Origin of the sequence: Arthrobacter sp. R4, assembly GCF_051365025.1 — a bacterium.
Lineage (GTDB): Bacteria > Actinomycetota > Actinomycetes > Actinomycetales > Micrococcaceae > Arthrobacter.
In genome coordinates this window covers 1-19,656 of the sequence record NZ_JBLWIJ010000024.1, presented here as the reverse complement: position 1 = coordinate 19,656, position 19,656 = coordinate 1, and the positions used below count along the sequence as shown (strand labels likewise).

The following is a 19,656-nucleotide window of genomic DNA, read 5'->3' as shown; positions in this document are numbered from 1 at the left end:
AGGTTTATGCCATCCCCCGGCCTGAGTCAGCACGTCGTGCCTTGAGAACCTCGAAGGCAATGCCCACGAAAAAACATAGCGGAACTATCGCCAGGATAATCGCCACGGTATTTTGACCGCCTCCAGTCAGCTGACTGAAATTAGCCACCACAAGGGCTAGCAGTCCTAGCAGTAGGACGACAGCAACGGAGGGGGCCACGAGAGTCTGCCACATCCCACGTTCCTGCCAAGTTCTGCGGAAGTAGACGATGACGGCCAACGACGTAAGCGTATACACCACCAACAAGGCGGCCACAGAGAGGCCACCACCCCAGGAAAACAAAGTAAGCACAGGATCCAGCCCGAGCAGCGCGAACGGCGCGACGACCAATAGCGTCAGCCCCGATTGCGCGATGGCGGCCGACGACGGTGCCAGATGCCGGTTAGTGCGAGCCAGAGCCCGCGGGAGCGTTCCATGCAACGCGAGGGAATGAAAGTAGCGGTTCACGCTGTTGTGCAAAGCCATGACACCGGCCAGGAGTGAGGTCAGCAGGAGTACCCGACCTACAACCGCGGCCCATGGCCCCAAGGTGTCGACCAGCGCGCCGAACACGAACGATGTCGAGTCCCCAGACTCCAACGCCGTCAGGGCTGCACTCTGAACAGCGCTGGCCCCGTAGTAGCTGGTGATCATCCATGTCATGAATGCGAAAAACACTGTGATGCTGAAGACAGAAAAGTAGGTTGCGCGTGCCACCGTCCGTTTCGGGTCCTTTGCCTCTGTTGAGTAGATTGCAGTGGATTCGAAGCCGTACATGGAAGCAACCGCGAAAACGATCGCCACCCCCGGAGCCCCGGAAATGACAGCCTCCGGCGCGAAACTTCCCATGAAATCAAGACCTTCAGGACCTCCCCCGGTCAAAAGCACTTTGAAGCCGAATGCCAGGGCGATAAGCAGCTCAAGCCCCACCAGCACCGCGAGCACCCGTGTTCCGAGCTCGATGTTTCTGGTGCCCATAAAATGAACCAGTGCCACGGTTGCCAGCACGATGAGCCACCAAGGGACCTCGACGCCAAAGCCCGCCAGCAACGCGGAGAATGATGCTCCATACAGTCCGTACATTGCTGCCTGAACCGAAACGTAGGTCAGCACCGCGAGCCAGGCGGCACCTCCGCCCAAGGGCCTGCCCATGGCAGCTGACACATAGGCGTAGAAACCGCCATGAGTGTCGACCTTGCGGCTCATTGCCACGAATCCCACGGCAAAGACCATGATGACTAGACCAACAAGAAGGTAGGCTCCCGGCGCGCCGGCACCATTGCCAAGGCCGAACGCCAGGGAGGTCGCTCCGGCGACGCCAGTCAAGGGCGCCTGTGCCGAGAAGACAAAAAACATGATACCCAGTACGCCAATAGTGCCGCTGCGCAGGGAAGTGGACCCCTTGTCAGCTGACTTGGTTTGTGTGACCGTTTCAGTGTTGCTCATGACCGCTCATTTCTTGGTTTTTGGCCGGCCCCCAGCATTACGACTCGATTTTCAATGCGTTGGAAATCTTCATGGAAGCCTGCAGGCCGCTTTCGATGGCTCCGTCGATGAATCCGCCCCAGCCGCTGGCATAGTCCGATCCGGCCAGGTAGATATCTCCTTCCGGCCGTTGCAGTTCAGTGAGGCTCTCGGAGAGGAAGCCGGTCCGGTGCATCGCCCACGTCTGCTGCGCGAACTCGTCGTCAACCCAACTGTGGCCCGCGACCTCCAACACCTCGATGTCCGGGATCCATCGACGGAGCAATTCCTGGGCAGCGGTGGCGTCTTCAGGATCTACGGCCGAACCGTCCGGCCCAAAGGCGACGAGAGTGGTGGTGTCCACATCCAGGTATTCGGCCTGAACGAAGTTCAGCGGCCAATCTGCGGGCCCCATCGCAACGAAGCGCTCATGCCGACCCTTCACCTTGATCCACAGCTTCGCCCCCATCCCGATCTGTCCCAGCCTGGCAGCCGCGCGTTTTCCGGATGAAAGCTCGGGATAAAAGCGGACGCTTTCGAGCGCGCCCAAAGGCAGGGTGACCAGCAGCTTCTTTGCCCGGTACTCGTTGCCAGCCCGGTCCAGAGCGACCACTCCGGAATCAGTTTGACGGACTTCTGCCACTGGCGCATTCAATACCAGCTCAGCGTTGGAATCAGCCGCGATGGCCTCGGCAAGCGCCGCTGTTCCACCCTGGATTTTGTAGGCGGAACAAACTTCGAACATCAGGAGCCAGTCGTGACATGCAGCCGAGCACCAGCGCAGGGCTTGAGTAAATGCCGCATCATCTAGGCGGCCATTGAAATTCAAGGCCCAGAAGCTGCGCATGAGTTCCTCAGACATCGGATCCAAATTCAATGCATTAATGCGTTCCGAAATCGTCTGCTGATCAGCGGCCTTTACAGCGGGATTGCTAAGCGGCTCGTACGGAAGGGGGATCAGGGCTCTGGATGGGGCCAGTAGTTCCCGGTTGGGTCCGTCGAGCAGAGCCATCAGCTCATCCGGAGAGCCCTGGAAGGACTGGCCGTCAGCGTGCCAGTAGGCTTTCTCATAATCTGCGGGAGGGACCACGCCGATGGCGTAGCGCGTGAGCTCCGCCCAGACATGGGGCTGGGCCCAGTGCACCCACGTGCCACCCAACTCAAGGTTTCGGCCTAATTTAGCGTCCAGCCACGTTCGGCCGGCTATCCGATCCCGGGCCTCGATGATCTGCACGGTATAGCCTTTATTGCTCAGCTCCCGTGACGCCGTTAGGCCGGCGAAACCAGCCCCAATGACGAGTACGTCGGTTGTCACCGTCCTACCCTCAGCTGTAAACGAAGAATTCGACGGTGGGCTTGAGGATGGTCCAACGGGTCTTGGCGCCCTTATTGAAGGATGCCATCGAGCCGTCGGTGAGATCGAAGGTTTCTCCTCCGATGACTTCGATCCGCAAATGGCCCGAGATGATATACAACGACTCGTCCTGGTGCATGACCAGGTCAACCGGGCCTGGTGCTTCCTCGGGAGTGACAGTCCAGATACCGCACGAGAGTTCGGAACGCCCTCCGTCAGTAGGCCTCCTCAGCCACTGAACCTGACCGGCTTCGAACGGCACTGCCAGCTCAAGATTTGTTTCTGCGTAAAAAACGGGGACAGACATAAAGGTTCCTTAGCAAGAAAGATGCACTCGTGGCGCGCATCACGTCCCTAGACTCTGCACGCGCATAGGCTGGAATGTCAATACTCTGCATGCGCAGATTCCTAAATTTCTTCGGTAAGGTTTAGTTATGGGTGATACCAATGAGCGCAAGTGGGGCAACGGGCGGGAGGCTCTCGTCCGGGCCGCTATCGACGTCGTTGCCGAAGAGGGCTTGGATGCACTTAGTTTCCGCAAGGTTGCCTTACGCGCCGGAGTTAACAACACCCTAATCACGCACCATTTCGGCTCTAAGGATGCCCTCCTTGAAGCTGCTGCCGAATGGGCCACCGAGAAGTCCCAGCAGTTTTCAGAACTGACAAACATCGCCTCACCCATCGATGAAGAGTTCGCCGCCGGCCTGGTCGGTCTCGTTACCGACGATCCGAACCTCCAGGTTTTTCAGTACTACATGGCATTGGCCGCGCGACGAAGCCCCCAGCTCCAGAAAATCGCCGAAACACTGCACGAAAGCTATATCGAGGGAATCGCTCGCACCCTTGAGCACTACGGCTACAAGGGCGACCGTGCTGCCGCTCACGCTGTTTATGCCGCCCTGGATGGGCTCGTGTTCCATCAGCTCACCGTCCCCCGGATTGTTGACACTAAGGCTGCAATAGTCCGGCTGGGGAACATGCTGCAACGTCACTAATGTTGCCCCTCCTTGCCCAGAGCCCCTCTCGGGGAATTTGGAAGCGAACCCTTGACCCAAGGGCTATGCAGCTGCATAGTTATGCAAACGCATAATCTCTAACCGCGGGAGCGCAACCATGGAAACGTACGACACCCTGCTGTCCTCTATCACATCGGCCGAAGGGCCGACCCGGACTATCTTGAACCCCGCTACGGGCGAACCGGTTGGTGAGGCCCCTGTCCATACAGTGGAACATCTCAACCAAGCGATTGAGGGGGCCGCGGCCACCCAGCCAGCGTGGGCAGCACTGGGACATAAGGGCCGAAGTGAGGCCCTGCTGAAAGCGGCCGACGCTATCGAGCGCTCCGCCGAGGAACTCGCCCAGCTGCTTTCCCGTGAACAGGGCAAACCGCTGAACGGTCCCAATGCCCGCTTCGAAGTCGGAGCCTGCGCCACATGGCTGCGCGTCGCCGCGACCACCGTCCTCGAGCCAGAAACGGTCGTCGACGACGGCCAAACCCGCGCTGAACTGCACTACAAGCCCATCGGCCTCGTCGGTGCGATCGGTCCATGGAACTGGCCGATGCTGATTACGGTCTGGCAGATCGGCCCCGCGCTTCGGATGGGCAACGCCGTAGTTGTAAAACCGTCGGAGTACACGCCGTTGAGCGTGCTGGCGTTAATCAGCGTCATCAATCAGGAACTCCCGGATGGACTACTGACGGTCATTTCCGGTGGCCGGGAGGTTGGCGCCCGGCTCTCGGAGCATCCCGCCATCAGCAAGATTATGTTCACCGGCTCCACAGCCACCGGCAAGGCCATCATCAAGTCCTCTGCCGGCACCGTTAAGCGCCTCACCCTGGAGTTGGGTGGTAACGACGCCGGTATCATCCTGCCCGATGCGGACCCCAAAGCGATCGCGCAGGACCTGTTCTGGGGCGCCTTTATCAACACCGGCCAGACGTGCGCGGCCCTGAAGCGGCTTTATGTGCACGACGATATTTACGATGCCGTCTGCGAGGAACTCACCGCGGTCGCGGCCGCCATGCCAATGGGCAACGGGCTCGATGAAAATAACGTCCTGGGACCGCTGCAGAACAAGGCCCAGTTCGACATTGTCGATCGGCTGGTGACATCGGCAAAGGAATCCGGTGCCCGGGTCCTGCTGGGCGGCAACCCGGATTACGACCAACCAGGCAACTTCTATCCCACCACCTTGGTGGCCGACATTGACAATGACAACCCCTTGGTAGCTGAAGAACAATTCGGCCCAGCCCTTCCGATCATCAGGTACAGCAGCCTGGACGAAGCTGTGGAAAAGGCAAATGGACTCGACGTGGGTCTTGGCGCTTCAGTTTGGTCGCCCAACTTGGACGCCGCCCGCGAAGTGGCTGCCCGCATCGATGCCGGCACCGTCTGGATCAACTCCCATGGCATGGTCAACCCCCTGATCCCGTTCGGCGGTTCCAAGCAGTCCGGCTACGGGCTCGAGTTCGGCGTTGAGGGCCTCAAAGCTTTGGGCTTACCTCAGGTCATCAACGGTTAGGAACCGCCCCGGAGCCAGCTCGCCCAGGGAATCTGAAGCATCGTCGGCAGGTACAGGAACATTCACTTGTTTCCTGTGCCTGCCGAGCTGCATGGTCTTACGGATGCCTACCTTTGGGTGGAATACTCGTCAACGGTTAGCGGTAGCTCGAAGGTGAAGGATGCCCCTCGCGATTCGTTTTCTTCAGCCCACAGGCGGCCGTGCTGCCTTGTGATGATGCGTGGCTAAGGGCGATTCCAGTGCAATCTCCTCGGTGCACCAACTCTCCCTTGTTGTATCGAAACTCGTCGCTTACTGGCCGCCAACATTCTGCAGTTGGCCCCGCCCCCGCAGCCGAGCTATCAGTGTCGCGGCAAGCATCGCGGTCAAAATTTCCAGTCCAATAATCAACAGCAGTTCGGTGCCACCAGATGCGTCGGCAGTACCGATCTTCTCTCCACTGCCGTGAGAGTGCTTGGCACCGCCCGCCCCGAACAGCAGGGCTGCGTGCAGGGCAACCATGGCCAGTGCAGCAAGCGCGACCTGGTGGAGTGCACCGACGCGGCTGTAGAGCCAGATATGGACCGTGCAGGGAACGCAGACTGCTGCGAGGGCGATCATGAGGATGCCGACCCAGAAACCATGGTGTCCGGAGGCTGCCAGCCACAGGTGCACCACACATGAGGCGGCCGTCATGGTCGCGCAGATTCGCGTGTGCAGGACGGGCCCGGCTGTCCGGACCCGTCCTTTCAACAGCGCCATCGTCGGATATCTAAACGGGCTTAATGGCAGTGTCCTGGGACATCCTCAGGACCAGAGCCCTGGGCCGGTTCTTCGGTGTGGCAGGACGCTGAACCGGCAGCGTTTGCTGGCACGTCCAGAACTGGGCTGCGGTCAAAGAAGCCCTCGGGCCGGAGCTTGAAGCCGACGGTGTCCACGGGCATGATGGGCCAGTCCTCCACGCGGGGGAAGTGGGTGAGGCCGAAGGTGTGCCACACCACGATGTCCTGGCCATCAATGTCGCGGTCCTGAGCGATGTACGTCGGCAGCCCGGCCCCGCCGGAGTGCTCGTTGACGAAGTCGCCGGTCGGGTAGCGCTCCTCGTCGCCGGAGTAGCGTGTTACCCAGACGTCCTTTGTGGCAAACGCAGCCCGACGGGCGATAGAGGACCCGGGGTCGGCCAGCAGAGTGGGCTGGTTCTGGCTGTGCAGCTTGTAGCCCACAGGCTCGCCCAGCCGGTTCTTCGACTCCGGATTGGAGATGATCCAGGTCCGGCCTGCCCGGGCGTCGGCCTCACGGACGGCCTCAGATTCACGGGTGAACAATGTGCGCCTGCGGGAGAAGGCGTTGCCACGCTCATTGCCCGGACCCATGGGCTGGCGGACCACGTCCTCCTCTTCCACCCGGTTCGTGAAGCCGTCGATGGCCATATCCAGCCGGGCACTGAAGAGGTGCTGGTGGAAGGGTGCGCCCAGGCCGGGTGCCAGCTGGGAAATGTTGTCCGAGCCGCCCTCGGGAAACGCACTGGTGAAAACCACACCCGTGGCTTTGGCTTCGAACTCGATGGTGCCGTCAAGGTAGAGGTACCAGTAGAAGCCGTAGTCGTAGTTGCCGATGGTGGTGAAGAAGGAGATCACCAGGCGGCGGTTGCGGCGGGTGTAGTTGATGCCTGTCCAGAGGTCGCTGTGCTTGGACAGGATGCCCCAGTCCTCCTCGTGCATGCAAATGCCGTTGCGGATCTCCCGGGGGTTGCCGAAGGCGTCACTGATCACCGGGCTGATATACGTGATGTCGCCCAGGCAGTCGCAGCCCAGCTCCAGGGAGTTGGCGTACTGGCCCACCAGGTATTCGCCGGTGTCGAAGTAGTTCTGCCAGGACCGGATCGGAGAGGGATCACCGTAGGGCACCACCATCTCGGCGATAGACGCGCGGTTGATGATAGGCCGCACCCGGTCCCCGTCACGGAAGCCGAGGTTGTGCAGCACCACGCCCTCCCGCGCGTCGAAACCAACGTCCAGGCTCCACTTTTCCCACTCCACATGGTTTCCGCCCGTCACGGTGAAACTCGGGCCCTCGGGCTGGGTGATACTGATGGGCTTCTGCGTGGTCCGCAACGGCCCGGTCAGTTCCGGATCCGTGTAGTTGCCGTGCTCGGCCGGGATCGGCAACACGCCGAGGTCGATGACCTGGGTGACTTCCTTGCTGACGACATCAACATAGGCCACGAGCCCGTCGACGGGATGAGCCCAGGCGCTATCTTCAGGGAAATTCTGCACAAACGCCAGGCCACGCAGCATGCGCCGGCCCTTCTCCTCCGGGTATTCAAAGAAGCCAGCGGACAGTGGAGCAACCCGTACCTTGGCGACGTCCAGATCACGTGCGGCGAGGGCGGCAAGCCAACGCTCGTCCGTGGAAAGAAGCATTTCCACCAGCTCAAACTCCTCCTCAAGCACCGGCAGTTCGCCGGTGACTGTGGTGTCCAGTTCAGTGGCCGAGAGGACCTCCCCGCGGGTCAGGGACACAATGGCGTCCACCGGCGCCGCGCCGGAGACGTCATGGATGAAGACCCGAAACCGGCGGTCCTGTCCCTCCTGGCCCCGTGCAGGATCCAAGAGCCCAAGATAGGCAATCCGGTTCTCGGGGCCGAGAAGGCCGCTTGAACCCAGCAGGGATTGGACTGCAGTGATTTCGTCGGGGCTGGCCAATGGGTGGACGGATGCTGTCTGCAGTACGGGAGTAGTCATGGGTCCTCTTCGCATAAAGGTCGGAATGTGTTTTTCTATGACTGTAGAGAATACGGCATTGTGATTACGGCCACAAGGCTCGGCCAGACACAAAAGTTTTTTTCGCCAATTGTGGAAAAAAGAATGACAAGGGCGGGAAACGCCGTCTACTGTGTGTTCTGTCACACGTCATGCAAGCAGTTGAGCCCATGACGGCAAGAGCGTCCTCCACCACGACCGAGCCGCGCGTGCCCATCATGCCGCCCCTCAGTCCCCCTGTGAACCCACCCCAGCAAAAGGAGCACGATGAGCATCAGCACAGCCCCAGGTATCACGGAACGACCATCTTCGCCGGCAAAATCAAGGACAATCTTTGACCCGGCGACCGGCGAGCCGGTCGGGGACGCCCCGGTGCATACCGTCGAAGACCTGGAAGTCGCCGTTGAAGGCGCCGCTGCGGCACAGCCGGAGTGGGCCGCTTTGGGCCACGAAGCGAGGTCCGCGGCACTCATGAAGGCCGCCGACGCCGTCGAACGCTCTGCGGAAGAGCTCGCCCACCTGCTCTCCCGGGAGCAGGGCAAACCCCTCAACGGCCCCAATGCCCGCTTCGAGGTCGGCGCATGCGCTGCCTGGCTGCGCGCCACGGCCGCTACCCCCCTCAACCCCGAGACCGTGGTCGATGATGGGGAAACCCGGGCAGAACTCCACTATCGGCCCATCGGGATCGTTGGTGCCATTGGTCCCTGGAACTGGCCGATGCTGATCACCATCTGGCAGATCGCCCCCGCACTCCGCATGGGAAACGCCGTCGTGGTCAAACCCTCCGAGTACACTCCGTTGTCTGTGTTGGCCCTGATCAAGGTCATCAACGAGCAACTGCCAGAAGGCCTGCTGTCGGTGGTCAGCGGCGGCCGGGACGTCGGTGCCCGATTGGCCGAGCATCCTGCGATCGGAAAGATCATGTTCACCGGCTCCACCTCGACGGGCAAGGCGATCATCAGGTCCTCGGCGGAGACCGTCAAGCGGCTGACCCTTGAACTGGGTGGCAACGACGCCGGGATTGTGCTGCCCGACGCCGATCCCAAGGCCATCGCCGAAGGCTTGTTCTGGGGCGCGTTTATCAATACCGGGCAGACCTGCGCCGCGCTAAAGCGCCTCTATGTGCACGACGACATCTATGACGCCGTCTGTAGGGAGCTGACCGCCGTTGCGGCTGCCATGCCAATGGGCATCGGTCTGGATGAAAACAACGTTTTAGGTCCGCTGCAGAATCGGCAGCAGTTCGACATCGTCGCCCGGTTGGTGGAGGCAGCGAAGGAATCCGGCGCCCGGGTGCTGCTCGGCGGAAACCCGGACACCGATCAGCCAGGCAACTTCTATCCCACCACCCTCGTGGCCGACATCGACAATGACAACCCCCTTGTCGCTGAAGAGCAGTTTGGCCCGGCCTTGCCGATCATCCGCTACAGCTCCGTTGACGAGGCCGTTGCCATGGCAAACGGGCTCGAGGTCGGATTGGGCGCCTCGGTCTGGTCGGCTGACCCCGCCGCAGCCCGCGAAGTCGCATCACGCATCCAGGCAGGAACTGTGTGGATCAACTCCCACGGAATGGTCAATCCCTTGATTCCTTTCGGAGGATCCAAGCAGTCCGGTTACGGCCTTGAATTCGGCGTTGAAGGTCTCAAAGCCTTGGGAGTTCCCCAGGTCATCAACGGCTAGAAAGCCACCGGCTTGCGAACACCCCCCCTCGGCTCTCATCAACCTTTCGGAGGCTGACATGTCCCACCAAACCATAAACACTCCGGCCAGCGCGGACCCCCCTGGACTAAGCCGGCGCACGCTCGGAGTGCCCGCGCTCGTCTTTATGACCATAGCCGCCTCGGCTCCGCTGACTGTCGTCGCCGGAGGCTACCCCAGCAACTTCGCGGTAAACGGCGTGATAGGCGTACCACTGTCGTTCATTGTGCTGGGTGTGGCCCTTACCCTGTTCACGGTCGGCTACGCCGCCATGAGCACAAAAATCCGAAACGCCGGCGCCTTTTACGCATACATTGCCCAAGGGCTGGGAAAGCGAACGGGCGTCGCAGCCTCGTTCCTTGCCCTCACTGCCTACAACTGCATCCAAGTGGCAGTTTATGGTCTCTTCGGGTTCGCCTCGGCAGCGTTCATCAACGCCAAAACCGGATCGGAGATCCCCTGGTGGGCAACGGCCGCCGTCGCCTTCGTGGTTGTAGGTTGGCTCGGCGTGAACAAGGTGGACCTCTCTGTCCGTGTCGTAGCGGTAATGGTCGGGCTGGAGTTTCTGGCAGTCATCATCTTTGACGTGGCCGCGTTTGTTGTGCAGCCCGAAGGAGTAGCGACAGCAGGGCTGCTGCCGGGCGACCTTTTCACCGCCGGTGTGGGGGGCGTACTGGCGTTCAGCATCGCCTCGTTCATGGGGTTTGAATCCGCGGCCATCTACAGCGAGGAGACGAAAAACCCCACCCGCTCCATTGCCAGAGCCACCTACATCTCCGTCGCTGTCATCGCCGCCTTTTATGCTTTTTCTGCCTGGGCCATGATGATCGCGACCGGTCCGAGCCAGATCGTGGCAGCTTCACAGGAGATGGGACCTGAACTCATGTTCGCCTTTATCGGCCAAAATGTCGGCACGATCATGGCCGACATAGCCCAAGTACTCTTCCTGACAAGCCTCTTTGCAGCTCTGCTTGCCTTCCACAACGCCGTGGCCCGATACATATTCTCCCTGGCCCGGGAAAGTGTCCTTCCCCAACGGCTCGCTTACGTCAACGGTCGCACCCATGCCCCGGTCGCCGGCTCACTCACCCAATCCGCCATAGCCCTGATTGCCATAGTGATCTTCGCCGTCGCAGGTACAGGCTCCGAACTCGGCCCACTCTTCCCCGTCCTGACTCTCTTCACCTGGCTTTCAAATACAGCCGCCCTCGGACTGGTGTTCCTGATGGTTCTGGTTTCCCTCTCCGTCTGGGGCTACTTCCGTACCAACCATCACGGGCACTCAACCTGGACGCGGCTCGTGGCCCCACTGCTCAGCGCCCTGGCACTGGGACTCGTCTGCGTACTCATCTTCGTGAACTTTGACGTACTCATCGGCTCTTCGGGCTCCTCACCCCTTTCCTGGATCCTCCCTGCCATTGCTCTCCTGCCAGGAGCCGCTGGACTGTGGTGGGGCCACCACCTTAAGTCCAAAAAACCCGCCGTCTATGACGGCATCGGACACGGCGGCGAAGGCGATCCGGGCGACGAACAACCGTCGGGCCACGAGACACGGCAAAGCGAAGTGCCGCAGGTACGCCAGCGGTAACACTCCAACCATGGCGGTCCCGGCGCCTGTGGACGGCCGGGACTGCCGGTCCTTTGTAAGGCCTGTCCAGCCTTCAGCGGCGGCCAACCGACAGCTGAACCATAGGCCCGCCAGTAAGCTTGCATCATGAGCCTAAGCAGCTGAACTCGACGGTCTGTGGGCAGGTGAACCGCCCATGGCTATCTTTAGCTAATCGTTGGAGGAGAAGGTACCTTGCCAAAAGTTGTTGACCACGATCAGCGAAGAGTCGAACTCGTCGGAGCCACATGGAGGCTCATTGCACGTGACGGCCTCAACGGGGCTACCATGCGGGAGATCGCGGCAGAGGCAGGGTTCGCCAATGGTGCACTAAAGCCCTACTTCGGCAGTAAGGCACAACTGCTCACCTTCGCCTTCGAGCACGTCTTTAACGAAACGAACAAAAGAATAGACAAAGCTACCGGGAGCAAGAAGGGCTTGGCTGCTCTCCGCATCTTCTGCCACGAGGTGCTCCCGTTAGATGAGGAGAAGCAGAGCGAAGCTCGTATCGTCATAGCGTTCTGGCAACACGCACTGGCCGATGCCTCCAAGTCCGCCCTGCACGAACAATCAGTTCAACAGTGGCGCCAAAAAATTCTCACCCATCTAAGCGACGCCAGAAAATCTGAGGAAACTGATGCTGCCATAAATGATGAAGAGTTCGCCGGGATCCTGCTGAATATGCTTCTTGGCGCCCAAATCGGCACTACCTTCGCACCCGGCACGTGCACTCCGGCCCAGCTAATGGCCGAACTGGAAACCCTCCTCCGGCTCATTCACACCCCATAGCCGCCGCACGGAGGCGAATCATTTTCCCTGCCAGTCGTCTTCGGCCGTAGCGAGCGGGAGCTCAAACGCAAATGAGGCCCCCCGCGATTCGTTTTCTTCCGCCCACAGACGCCCCTGCTGCCTAGTAATAATGCGGTGGCTCAAGGCGAGGCCAATGCCGCTTCCTGTCGACTTGGACGTAAAGGCACCGTCAAAAATACGCCCATCCGGGATATGGGAGAGCCCCTTGCCCCGATCTGCGACGCGGAAGACACCGGAAACATCCGTCGCGTAGGTGGTAATGGTTACGTGCCGTTCCTTCGGCGGCCACCCCGACATCTCGTCAATGGCGTTATGACAGAGATTCAGTATCACCTGCCCGGTGAGGACCTTCTCGCATCGGATCCAGATGGGAAGGTCGCTCTTAACGACCTGGATCTCCGTATCGTGCTGCTGCGCCCGCAGCATGATGAAGTAAAGGCACTCTTCAAGGATGTCGTTAAGATCCACGATCTGTTCGGATTGCTCAAGCTGGACGACAAAAGCGCGAAGACTCGAAACAATTTGGTTGGCTCTATTGATCTGCTTCTTTGCATTATCCAGTCCGTATTCAAGGTCTGCGCTGCTGCTTGCCGGATTGCCCAGCCTGCGGGTCACGCCGTCGATGAAATTGGTTGCTGCGGCCAGCGGCTGACCGAGTTCGTGGGCAATGGCCATAGCCATATCCCCCATCGCGTTGTACCGGCCCAGATAGTTAAGGTGCTCCAGGTCCCGTCGGTGCTGCTTTTCAGCTTCCACCTGCTCAGATATATCGTGAAGCAGCACGAGTGTGCCGGTCAGGTCGTGCTCCAGGGCAATATACTGGCAACTCGCCCCGAACCAGGCCGTGCTTCCGTCAGCGCGGGCAATTTCCAAACGAAGGCTGACCGGGGAACCTTCCGGGTGAGGGTTGGCAAGGGCCGTTTGCAGCACCGGCTTGGACTGCACCGAACAAAGACCAAGAAGCTTAGTGCCGATCAGTTGGTCTGCATCAGTGCCAAGCTGCTCACCCCCGGCAACGCTCGCATAACTGATGACCGAGTCCTGGTCCACGACCAGGATTCCTTCCGCCATGTGCCGCAGGAAGGCCTGCAACCTACCCTCAGTGCGCTGCAGGTCAGACTTCAGCAACTCTTCTTTTTCGATATCACGGAACTGAACCATGATGACCGGCCGCCGGCGCAGATCCACCCGTACTGCGATCGCTTCTGTAAGGAATTCCCTGCCAGTCTTGGATTTGTACATCCACTCGATGCGGCTCATCCCATGATCAGCGGCGTCCTGCAGCCAATGCCTGCCAATGGAGCGCCTGAATCTCGGATCGGCGCTGCTCATGTCCGGGGCTTTAAGAGGCTTCAGTTCATCAAGGCTGAATCCCAGCATGTCGCATGCTGCCTGGTTGGCCCACAGAATGTCTTTCGTCTCGGCGTCATGGATGAGGATGCAGTACGTCAGTGACTGCATCAGGCTGGTGTAGTCCCCCACCTCAGGAAAGGGAAGCTCGCCGGCCGAAGAGGAGTTGCGCACAAGGAATCTTACGCCTGGATGGCCGGCTTCCGGCATAGGTGAATTCTTTAGCAAAACGAGGAAATGCTGTGCCAGCCCGGGAAGAATCTCCAATTGTTGCGTCATCGGCGCCCCCATAGCTTTGAAGCAGACAAATTCAATGCTGAACCCTGTGGGAGCCACACATGACAGAAGTCCTAAACCCGACTTCAAGCGCCACCTTAGACGAGGTGCTGAAGACGGTAGAGCGTCGCCGCGAAGAATTCGGTGAGCAGAAGTCGGTACCCGTTGACGTGATTGCCGAGTTCAAGAAGGCCGGAATCTACCGCACAGCAACTCCCAAACAATTCGGAGGCGACGCCCTGCCTCCCGCTGAATTTCTGAGGATCATTGAGCGCATCTCCGCCGTTGACGCCTCGGCAGGTTGGGTCGCGAGTTTCGGTTCTGCTGTCTATCTGGCAGCCCTGCCGCTGGAAACCCAGGCGAAGCTTTATGCCGAAGGCCCGGACGTTGTATTCGCAGGCGGGCTCTTCCCCGTCCAAAAGGCGGACCGTCTCCCGGGTGGATGGAGCATCACCGGGGAATGGAAGTTCTCAAGCGGCTGCCGCGGTGCGGACATCATCGGCGTCGGGCTGGCAGGCGGAGACGACAGCAACGGAAAGCCCCTCACAGCCCTGCTGCGGCCTGACCAGGTTCAGATTGTCGAAAATTGGGATGTCATCGGACTCAAAGGCACCGGCAGCAACGACTTGCGCGTGCAGGGAGAGTTCGTACCGGATGAGTGGACGTTCATACGGGGCGGCGAACCGACCGTCGATGAGCCGCTCTACCGCTACCCGGCAATTGCCTATGCTGCCCAGGTTCTTGCGGCCGTAAATCTCGGCACAGGCCGGGCAGCGCTCGACTACGCCACCCGCGTAGGCAGTGGACGCAGCGGGATCACCGGCGCCCCTAAACTGGCAGACCGGGCCTACTACCGCATCGACATCGCCAAAGCCGAAGCGTCCTTGCTGTCGGCCCGTGCCTTCTTCTACGACATCTCTGAAGAAGTGTTCGCCACTGTCACTGCAGGCCACCCGGTAACGGACAAGCAAAAAGCTCTTCTACGCCTGGCCTCCACGCATGTGGCAAAGGTAGGAGCAGCAGCAGTCCAAAGCGCCTACACCTTATCCGGAACCGCTGCTATCTACGATTCCAACCCAATGCAGCGATACCTCCGGGACGCCTCCGTGGTCACCCAGCACGCCTTCCTCGGAGACGGTATATACGACGGCGCAGGCGCAGTACTCATGGACACCCCGCCATCCATCCCGGCATTCATCTAGGACACTGCACCAAGGAGCTAATGTGACGACCCCCAGCGAACCCCTGCGAGTGCTTTTCTGCATCGGAATCAACCAGAACTTTTTCGACCTTCCCAAGAGTGAAATCGGCAGTGTCTGGACCGCATTCTCAGGAATGATGACGGAGATGGCCCGAATGCAAGGCGTGCACGTCATCGGCAACATGGACGACGACTCCCACATGGTGGGCCCCTCCACAGGATGGCCTTGGACCTGCTACATCCTGGCCGACGTTGATACCCAAGAGACCGTTAAGGCCGCCTGCAACCTTTTCCGGACCACCATGATCGGCGAGCACGCCCTCTGGCACTACGCAACAGTCGAGGCCCGCATCGGACGCGCCCTCGTGATCCGCGACGACGTCGCCCCGGCAGGATAAGCCATGGCAGCCGTATCAACCGCTGTGCTTTCGCGGCGGCTGACCGGACAGGAACACCGGGAAGCGGCCCGGCTAACCATCGCCAGGTACATGGACCTCTGCGATGTTCCCCGGCCAAGCGCCCCTGGCCAGGAACTGGCAGCGCTGTTCACCCCGGACGCGGTGTGGGAAGGCGTCGGGCCGGAATACTCGGGAAAGTTTGGAAGGGTCGAGGGTCGTGAGCGCATCCTCAGGATGCTCAAGTCGTTCCTTCCGCCAACGACCCACTTCAGGACAAACATCCACCTCCTGGGAGAGGGAAAAATCCTATTCGGCGACGCCAGCACGACAGGGCAGTGGATTATGCAGCAAATTTCCGAGTACGACGATGGGCGGCGTGAACTGATCATCGCCCGCCTCAACGTCGACTTCGTGGTCGAGGGCGAAATTGCCCTCATTAGCCACTTTCAGACAGAAAAGCTCTTTGTCCACGCATTGGGCACTGAGACCAAGATCCAACCACTACTTGACCCGCAATTGAAGGAGTACCGATGACTGTCCCAACTACAGACCGGTCAGGCGGATTCGCCGGGCTGGCGGACGACGACCGAGTTGCTGCCCGGCTCTACACCGACCCTGAAATTTTTGACTGGGAGATGGAGAAGATCTTCTACAGCACCTGGGTGTGGGTCGCGCACGAGAGCGAAATTCCCGATGCGGGAAGTTTCAAAATGACCCACTTGGGTCTGCAGCCGGTCGTGGTCAACCGGGACCGTAAGGGCAACTTCAACGTTCTGCTCAACCGCTGCCGGCACCGCGGCGCCAGCGTCTGCGAGGTCCCCAAGGGCAAGGCCAACGGGTTCACCTGCCCTTACCACTCCTGGTCGTACTCACTCGAGGGAAACCTCAGGGGCATTCCGTACCCGGACGGCTACGAGGGGGTCATCGAAAAGCAGCAGCTGTCCCTCCAAAAGCTGCGGGTGGAGTCCTACAACGGCCTCATCTTCGCCACCTTCAAAACGGACATCGAGCCTCTCGAGGAATTCCTCGGTGACGCGAAGATATGGATTGACCGGTTCATGAAGCAGGGCGCAGGCTTCCCGGTGAAGGTCCAGGGCGAACACAAGTTCCGGTTCGACGGCAATTGGAAGATCCAGCTGGAAAACACCACTGATGGATATCACTTCCCGATCGTGCACCGATCCTGGATGGCGTCTGTTGATGCAGAGACCGCTGACATGCTCTCGTTCATGACCGACGAGAAGGCAGTCACCCATGCTTTGGGCAACGGGCACAGCGTCGCTGTTATGGTTCCCGAACACGTTGATCTCGAGGAGGATGACGGTTCCGAGGAACTCCAGGAACGGTTCCGACACATCATCGATGAACTCTCCGAAACCATGCCCCAGGAACAGGTGCGCCGCATAGTCCGTACTATGCACGGCGCGGGCTACAACCTGAACCTGTTCCCCAACCTCTCACTGTCCATGTCTTTCTTCCGTGTGCTGCGCCCCATCTCCGTCACTGAAACGGAAATCCAGCACATGGCACTAGGCCTGGACGGCGGACCCGAAAGCGTCAACCGGGAACGCCTCCGCATCCACGAACATTTCCAGGGCCCCTTCGGTTTTGGCACCTCCGATGACTCCGAGGCATGGGACCGGGTTCAGCGCGGAGCAGTAGCCAACCCGGATATGCCGATCCTGGTCAACCGCGGACTTGGACGTGAGGAAACCGTTGACGAAGGCTGGAAGACCTCGCACGTGACCGATGAGACCGGCATGCGCGAATCGTACGCAATGTGGAAAAGGATGATGAGCGATGACAACTGAGGCCGCCGAAGAAGTGGAATTGATCGACAACCGCCCAGCCCGTGAGCCCTTTGAACTGGGTCTTGGCAACCTGGCCGATCCCCGTGTCATCCGTGCAATGGAACTTATCTGGCTTGAAGCGCAACTTCTCGACGATAAGGACTACGAAGCCTGGCAGACCCTCTACACGGACGATGCCAAGTACGTCATCCCCGTTGATCCGAACGTTACCGACTTCGAATCGTCCCTGAATATGGTTTACGACGACGCCCGGATGCGTCACATGCGCGTCACCCGCCTGGTACAGGGCTACTCCATGTCAGCCGTCGCGGCGGCGCGCACGTCCCGGACAGTTTCACGCTTCACCGTCCAGGAAATCACGGAGGACACCGTCACCTTACGTTCGGCGCAGGTACTCGTGGGCTTCAAGCGCGACAAGTTCCAAATGCTAGGCGCCGACCTCACCCACCGGATCAGGATCACGGGCGAGGATGCACGGATCGACCTCAAGGTCATCCGCCTGGTCAACTCCGACTCAGCTGTCAATGCCTCCGGCTTCCTCCTCTAGGAGCACCATGAACAACGTCGCACTGATTACAGGGGCCGCCCGCGGCCTCGGTGAAGTCATCGCCAGGACCCTGCACAAGGAGGGATTCAAGGTAGCAATCACCGGCACCACCATCGAATCCGTCCAGCCGGTCGCGGACAGCCTTGACCCCTCAGGAGACACAGTCTGGGCCGGCGCACTGGACATCCGCCGAAAGGAGGATTTCGAAGCGGTACGGGACGCCCTGGCCCAAAAATGGGGAGGGACCGACGTCCTGGTCAACAACGCGGGGCGCTCAAAGGTCGCCCCCCTGCTGGAGATAACCCCGGAAGACTTCTCCGCCAACGTCGAGATCAATCTCAAAGGGACGTTCCTCGGCTGCCAGGTGTTCGCACCGCATTTCCGGGACCGGGGCTACGGCCGGATCATCAACATCCACTCCCTCGCAGGACATAACGGCGGGACCGCAACCGGCGCACACTACGCCGCCTCCAAAGGCGGCGTTTCCACCCTGACAAAGGTCTTCGCCAGGGAGTTCGCATCGGCAGGAGTCACCGTTAACGCGGTTTCCCCAGGGCCCTTGGAGCTTCCGGTCGTCTACGAAACGGTGGATCCCAGCAAACTGGACGCCATCAAGGCGAACATCCCGGTAGGCCGGTTCGGTGATGCAGAATTCATCGCCGACACAGTTGCCCTGCTCGCCTCCCCCGGCGCCTCGTCGGTGACCGGAGCCTGCTGGGACATCAACGGCGGAATCTACATGCGCTAAGCACAGCGCGAATAACCGCCGAAACCAAGAAACCTGTAAACCAGAAAGGAGCGTTGCCGCATGGGTATGTTCAAGGTACGAGTGGCTGAAGTATTGGAAGAGACGAACAACATCAAATCCTTCCGCCTCCAGCGCACGGATGGGGCACCGTTCGACCGCTACCCGGCGGGCGCCCACATCGACATCGTCGGACCCACAGCCGTGGTCCGCCAATACTCTCTGTGCAGCCCGCCGGACTCCACGGAGGACTACGTTATCGCCGTCAAACTGGAGCCGGAGTCCCGGGGCGGTTCAGCCGCCCTCCACGACCAGGTGACAGTCGGCCACGAACTGGAGATCAGCGCCCCACGCAATCTCCTCGCGGTCGCGCCCCACGCTGACCGTCACATACTCGTGGCCGCAGGCATCGGCGTCACACCCATGCTCAGCATCGCCTACCACCTGCATCGCGCCGGACAGGACTTCGATCTGCATTACTTTGCCCGGTCACGCGACGAGGCGGCGTTCTGCGACCTGCTGAGCGAAAAGAGTGGATTTGGGGAACGCGTTCATTTCCACTTCGGTCTCAAACGCGAGGACCAACCATCCGCTCTGGACAAAGCCTTTCTCGGCCTCACACCTGCTTCGCATGTTTACACCTGCGGACCAGAGGGTTTCATGAACCGCGTTCAAGAGCACGCCTCTGCGGTGATTCCAGAAGACAACGTGCACATCGAGCATTTCCAGGCCGGCGAACCTGTGGATACTGACAGCGACACCCTCTTTGAGATCGAGCTGGAGGGTGAGGTTTACGAGGTTCCTGTGGGGAAGTCCATCGTGCAGGTTCTGGCAGAAAACGATGTCGAAGTCGACACCACATGCCAGGAAGGCATCTGCGGTACCTGCATCATGGGGGTCTTGGCGGGGCAGCCTGACCATCGTGACCAATGCATGTCCAGCAGCGAGAAGAAGGCCAATGACCAGATCGCTGCCTGCGTTTCGAGAGCCAAGAGTTCACGACTAGTCTTGGAAATCTTCTAGCAAAGGGCTTTCGGGCTCGTGCAGAGAACTTTCGGGCTGGTGCAGAAAACTAGTAAGACGCAGCGAGGCCGGCCCTTGGGCCGGCCTCGC

18 protein-coding genes are annotated in these 19,656 nt (G+C 60.1%); 12 read left to right on the top strand and 6 right to left on the bottom strand.

Features of this window, described 5'->3' with window-relative positions; translation table 11 throughout:
• Nucleotides 1–4 precede the first annotated feature (4 nt).
• From ACLKOZ_RS15485 to ACLKOZ_RS15475, 3 genes are read right to left on the bottom strand one after another with little or no spacing between them, the layout of a single operon-like run.
• Entirely contained in the window at nt 5–1,465 is a 1,461-nt protein-coding gene (locus ACLKOZ_RS15485) for an APC family permease (RefSeq protein WP_436476270.1), read from the bottom strand.
• A 37-nt stretch (nt 1,466–1,502) separates the two neighbouring features.
• Nucleotides 1,503–2,798 carry a flavin monoamine oxidase family protein gene (locus ACLKOZ_RS15480; RefSeq protein ID WP_436476268.1) on the bottom strand — a complete coding sequence of 432 codons (1,296 nt, stop codon included), beginning with the start codon at nt 2,796–2,798 and terminating at the stop codon, nt 1,503–1,505.
• A gap of 10 nt (nt 2,799–2,808) precedes the next feature.
• Nucleotides 2,809–3,144: a cupin domain-containing protein gene (locus ACLKOZ_RS15475; protein WP_436476266.1), complete on the bottom strand. Its 336-nt coding sequence runs from the start codon at nt 3,142–3,144 to the stop codon at nt 2,809–2,811.
• Between the two features lie 127 nt (nt 3,145–3,271).
• Between ACLKOZ_RS15475 and ACLKOZ_RS15470 the strand changes: the two genes are divergently transcribed.
• Both ACLKOZ_RS15470 and ACLKOZ_RS15465 read left to right on the top strand, forming a co-directional pair.
• Nucleotides 3,272–3,832, top strand: a complete 561-nt coding sequence (locus tag ACLKOZ_RS15470) for a TetR/AcrR family transcriptional regulator (RefSeq protein WP_436476264.1) — start codon at nt 3,272–3,274, stop codon at nt 3,830–3,832.
• A gap of 118 nt (nt 3,833–3,950) precedes the next feature.
• Nucleotides 3,951–5,360: an aldehyde dehydrogenase family protein gene (locus ACLKOZ_RS15465; RefSeq protein ID WP_436476262.1), complete on the top strand. Its 1,410-nt coding sequence runs from the start codon at nt 3,951–3,953 to the stop codon at nt 5,358–5,360.
• A gap of 291 nt (nt 5,361–5,651) precedes the next feature.
• Here ACLKOZ_RS15465 and ACLKOZ_RS15460 read toward each other — a convergent pair whose 3' ends face one another.
• Together ACLKOZ_RS15460 and ACLKOZ_RS15455 are read right to left on the bottom strand one after the other, a co-directional pair.
• A complete protein-coding gene (locus tag ACLKOZ_RS15460; RefSeq protein WP_436476260.1) occupies nt 5,652–6,035 on the bottom strand; it encodes a hypothetical protein in 384 nt (127 codons plus the stop codon).
• An 86-nt stretch (nt 6,036–6,121) separates the two neighbouring features.
• Nucleotides 6,122–8,083: a primary-amine oxidase gene (locus ACLKOZ_RS15455; RefSeq protein ID WP_436476258.1), complete on the bottom strand. Its 1,962-nt coding sequence runs from the start codon at nt 8,081–8,083 to the stop codon at nt 6,122–6,124.
• A gap of 285 nt (nt 8,084–8,368) precedes the next feature.
• On the opposite strand from ACLKOZ_RS15455, the gene ACLKOZ_RS15450 reads away from it, so the two are divergent.
• From ACLKOZ_RS15450 to ACLKOZ_RS15440, 3 genes are all read left to right on the top strand, one after another.
• Nucleotides 8,369–9,781, top strand: coding sequence for an aldehyde dehydrogenase family protein (locus ACLKOZ_RS15450; protein WP_436476256.1), 1,413 nt, complete (start codon nt 8,369–8,371; stop codon nt 9,779–9,781).
• A gap of 58 nt (nt 9,782–9,839) precedes the next feature.
• The gene (locus tag ACLKOZ_RS15445; RefSeq protein ID WP_436476254.1) at nt 9,840–11,387 is read left to right on the top strand and encodes an APC family permease; all 1,548 of its coding nucleotides are present in this window, start codon (nt 9,840–9,842) and stop codon (nt 11,385–11,387) included.
• Nucleotides 11,388–11,600: 213 nt separating this feature from the next.
• Entirely contained in the window at nt 11,601–12,194 is a 594-nt protein-coding gene (locus ACLKOZ_RS15440; RefSeq protein ID WP_436476252.1) for a TetR/AcrR family transcriptional regulator, read from the top strand.
• 18 nt (nt 12,195–12,212) lie between these two features.
• On the opposite strand, the gene ACLKOZ_RS15435 is transcribed toward ACLKOZ_RS15440, so the two are convergent.
• A complete protein-coding gene (locus ACLKOZ_RS15435) occupies nt 12,213–13,844 on the bottom strand; it encodes a PAS domain S-box protein (protein ID WP_436476250.1) in 1,632 nt (543 codons plus the stop codon).
• 59 nt (nt 13,845–13,903) lie between these two features.
• Here ACLKOZ_RS15435 and ACLKOZ_RS15430 point away from each other — a divergent pair, with 59 nt between their 5' ends.
• Genes ACLKOZ_RS15430 through ACLKOZ_RS15400 form a run of 7 tightly spaced genes read left to right on the top strand, consistent with a single transcriptional unit; the run spans nt 13,904 to nt 19,566 of the window.
• Nucleotides 13,904–15,043, top strand: a complete 1,140-nt coding sequence (locus ACLKOZ_RS15430; protein WP_436476248.1) for an acyl-CoA dehydrogenase family protein — start codon at nt 13,904–13,906, stop codon at nt 15,041–15,043.
• Between the two features lie 22 nt (nt 15,044–15,065).
• Nucleotides 15,066–15,440, top strand: a complete 375-nt coding sequence (locus tag ACLKOZ_RS15425) for a hypothetical protein (RefSeq protein ID WP_436476246.1) — start codon at nt 15,066–15,068, stop codon at nt 15,438–15,440.
• 3 nt (nt 15,441–15,443) lie between these two features.
• A complete protein-coding gene (locus ACLKOZ_RS15420) occupies nt 15,444–15,974 on the top strand; it encodes a nuclear transport factor 2 family protein (RefSeq protein ID WP_436476244.1) in 531 nt (176 codons plus the stop codon).
• Nucleotides 15,971–17,251 (top strand): aromatic ring-hydroxylating oxygenase subunit alpha, encoded by a 1,281-nt coding sequence (locus tag ACLKOZ_RS15415; protein ID WP_436476242.1) that lies wholly within the window; start codon nt 15,971–15,973, stop codon nt 17,249–17,251. Before ACLKOZ_RS15420 ends, ACLKOZ_RS15415 begins: the two co-directional genes overlap by 4 nt.
• Nucleotides 17,241–17,798: an aromatic-ring-hydroxylating dioxygenase subunit beta gene (locus ACLKOZ_RS15410; RefSeq protein WP_436476240.1), complete on the top strand. Its 558-nt coding sequence runs from the start codon at nt 17,241–17,243 to the stop codon at nt 17,796–17,798. Before ACLKOZ_RS15415 ends, ACLKOZ_RS15410 begins: the two co-directional genes overlap by 11 nt.
• Before the next feature lie 7 nt (nt 17,799–17,805).
• Nucleotides 17,806–18,546 (top strand): SDR family NAD(P)-dependent oxidoreductase, encoded by a 741-nt coding sequence (locus tag ACLKOZ_RS15405; RefSeq protein ID WP_436476238.1) that lies wholly within the window; start codon nt 17,806–17,808, stop codon nt 18,544–18,546.
• A gap of 60 nt (nt 18,547–18,606) precedes the next feature.
• Nucleotides 18,607–19,566, top strand: a complete 960-nt coding sequence (locus ACLKOZ_RS15400; RefSeq protein ID WP_436476236.1) for a PDR/VanB family oxidoreductase — start codon at nt 18,607–18,609, stop codon at nt 19,564–19,566.
• The last annotated feature ends 90 nt before the right edge of the window (nt 19,567–19,656 follow it).